This window comes from Rhizobacter sp. P2_H2, from assembly GCF_056403375.1.
The window spans coordinates 1-2,890 of the sequence record NZ_JBFUFP010000716.1 but is presented as its reverse complement, the minus strand read 5'-3'; the positions used below and the strand labels follow the sequence as shown (position 1 = coordinate 2,890).

The following is a 2,890-nucleotide window of genomic DNA, read 5'->3' as shown; positions in this document are numbered from 1 at the left end:
GTCTGGGACCGCGGTACATGGGAGCCGGTTGGCGATGTCGCTGAGGGTTTGGCGAAGGGAAAGCTGATCTTCCACCTGCACGGTGAGAAGTTGGCCGGACTGTGGGAGCTCGTGCGGATCTCCAAGCCAGGCGACAAGAAGCAGGAGCAATGGCTGCTGCTCAAGAAGCGAGGCGACGGGTGGACTCGAAGCACTGCAGACTACGACGTCATCGTCGCCTTGCCCGACAGCGTGATCGCCCAACCGTTGGGGCTGCTCGAAGACAGACAGGCACCGGCAACGACCGCCAAGCGCTCGCCGGTTCAGGCGGACGACGACGAGCCGGATCTGACGAACGCCGTCAAGGGGAACATGCCCGAGGTGTTGGAACCTCAACTCGCGACGCTCGTCAGCGCAGCGCCCGCTGGTGGCTCGTGGATCATCGAGAACAAGTACGACGGTTACCGCATGCTCGCTCGGATTGTCGGCGGCAACGTGCGTCTGTTGACCCGCAAGGGCAACGATTGGACGTCGAAGCTGAAGGAGCTGGCCAGTCATGTCGAGGCGCTCGGGATTGCCGACGCCTACCTCGATGGCGAAATCGTCGTGCTCGACGAGAAAGGCGTTCCCGATTTCAACCGGCTGCAGAACGCCATCGACAACTCGCGCAGCAAGGACCTCGTCTACTTCGTCTTCGATGTGCCGTTCCTGGCCGACACCGACCTGAGGGCAGTCCCTCTGATGAGCCGGCGGGCGGTGCTCAAGCAGCTGATGGGACAATCCGAGTCAGAGCGTGTCCGAATCAGCGAGGCCTTCGACGTCTCCCCCGACCAGTTGCTTGCAGCGGCGTGCCACATGGGGCTCGAAGGCGTGATGCTGAAGCAAGCGACCGCGCCGTACGTCGAGGGGAGAACGGAGACCTGGCTGAAGCTGAAGTGCCAGAAGCGGCAAGAGTTCATCGTGGTGGGCTTCAACGATCGGAAGGACTCGACCACTGAGGTCGGGAATCTGCTGCTGGGGTATCACCACGAGGGGAAGCTGCTGTACGCAGGCGCGGTGGGAACGGGCTGGAGCAATGCGACTGCGCGCGAGCTTCACCAACTTCTCGCCAAGCATGAAACGGATGTGCCGGCGGTGGACGCGTCAGCCGTGAAGCCTGGCCGCTGGTCGCAGCGCAGCGCCGGCGCCAGGCACTGGGTCGAACCGAAGGTGATTGTCGAAGTGGCATTCGGCGAATGGACTCCGGATGGCCACATCCGCCATGCGTCGTTTCGMGGCGTGCGAACCGACAAGCCTGCGGCGGAGGTTGATCGGGAGAAGGCAAAGGACGTGGCGGTCCCAAAGGCGGCGGCGACGAAGGCTGACGCTGCCGTGCGAGCGGCCTCAAAGCGCGGCGCGCGAGCTTCACCGACCGCCGCCTCGAAGCTCAAGATCACGCATCCGGAACGGGTCATCGATCCTGCGTCCGGGACCACAAAGATTGAGCTGGTGCGGTACTACGAGAGCGTCGCCGACTGGATGCTTCCCCATCTCGAAGGTCGACCGGTGTCGCTCGTCCGAGCACCACAGGGCGTCGGCCAGCAGCTCTTCTTCCAGAAGCACCCGGAGACGAAGATGCCGGGGATGGCAGAGCTCGATCCGAAACTGTGGCCAGGCCATGCGGCGCTCCTGACAGTAGATGGGGTTGGGGCGTTGCTCTCTGCGGCGCAGATGAACACCATCGAGTTCCACACCTGGAATTCGACGGCGTCGCACATCGATCACCCGGACCGCGTAGTCTTCGATCTCGACCCGGGCGAGGGCGTCGGCTGGACTGAGGTGCAGGAAGCGGCCATGTTGATGCGCGGCTTCCTGGAGCAGCTCGGCTTGCAGAGTTGGCTGAAGACCTCCGGCGGCAAGGGGCTGCACGTCGTTGTGCCCTTGACGCCGAAGCTAACCTATGACGTCGTGAAGGGGTTCTTGCAGGCCGTGGTCGTCCACGTGGCGAAGACCATCCCCCAGCGATTCGTTGCGAAKTCTGGCGGCTCCAATCGCGTTGGAAAGATCTTCATCGACTACCTCCGCAACGGACACGGGCAGACGACCGCAGCGGCCTTCTCGGCACGCGCTCGGCCAGGCATGGGTGTCTCGATGCCGATCGCCTGGGAGCAGCTGCCGGAGATCAAGGGCGGCGACCAGTGGACGGTCGCTACCGCCCGTGAGTACATGTCATTTCAGAAGGAAGATCCCTGGGCGTCGTACACGAAGAGCCGGCAGACGCTGACGCAAGCAATGAAGACGCTCGGCTACAAGGCTCCGCACGCAACGAAGAAGTAACGGCAGCGCTATGTGCACGGCGCTGAAGCACCGTGCAACCGACTGCAGCGGAAGCGTCGCGACGAAGCCGCTACCGAATTTCCATCTCTCCCGGCGCGCGCCCGCTCGCGAGCTGCTCGTTGAACCAGTTCGGGCGCTTGCCGCGCCCTGTCCAGGTTTGGCTTGCATCGGCGGGGTTCGCGTACTTCGGTTGGCCTGGCTCGCCGCTGCCCGACGCCGCCTTCGCTGCCTTGGCGGGGAGGTAGGGGCGCAGAGCCTCGATCCCCTCACTGATACCGAAGCCACCCATCTGGAGCTTCTTCGCGTAGCCGTCGGCGAGTACCTTCAGCTCTTCGCTCCGCTTTGCGCCCAGTGCTGTTTCGGTCTGTTGCAGCAGGGCACGCAGCTCAGCGTACGACAGGCCTTTGAGTTCATCTTTGCCGGGTATCTGCGACATGATTCCTTGGTGTGAGGTTGGCGGCACGCTCGCCGCAAGAGGTGGGAGTGCTGTAGCCGCGGCGCTATGCCGCCTGGCGGTGCTCGTAGTAAAACGGCTGCTTGTCGTCGAGAATTTCTTGTTGACGTTGCAGGGCCCCGAGTGACGGGGAAAGCCAGT

Annotated in this window: 2 protein-coding genes; one reads left to right on the top strand and one right to left on the bottom strand. The window is 63.5% G+C overall.

The features are described 5' to 3' along the window. Positions 1–2,295, top strand: a 2,295-nt coding sequence (ligD, locus tag AC1D15_RS25155) for a DNA ligase D (protein ID WP_477828127.1), incomplete at its 5' end; no start/stop codon positions are given. Positions 2,296–2,365: 70 nt separating this feature from the next. Here ligD and AC1D15_RS25150 read toward each other — a convergent pair. Then, complete coding sequence (locus AC1D15_RS25150) at positions 2,366–2,731, bottom strand: H-NS histone family protein (protein ID WP_477828126.1); 366 nt, start codon at positions 2,729–2,731, stop codon at positions 2,366–2,368. Between the last annotated feature and the right edge of the window lie 159 nt (positions 2,732–2,890).

Bases quoted from the DNA above. Each gene is read 5' to 3' on its own strand.
- AC1D15_RS25150 (WP_477828126.1), bottom strand. From the start codon at position 2,731: ATGTCGCAGATACCCGGCAAAGATGAACTCAAAGGCCTGTCGTACGCT.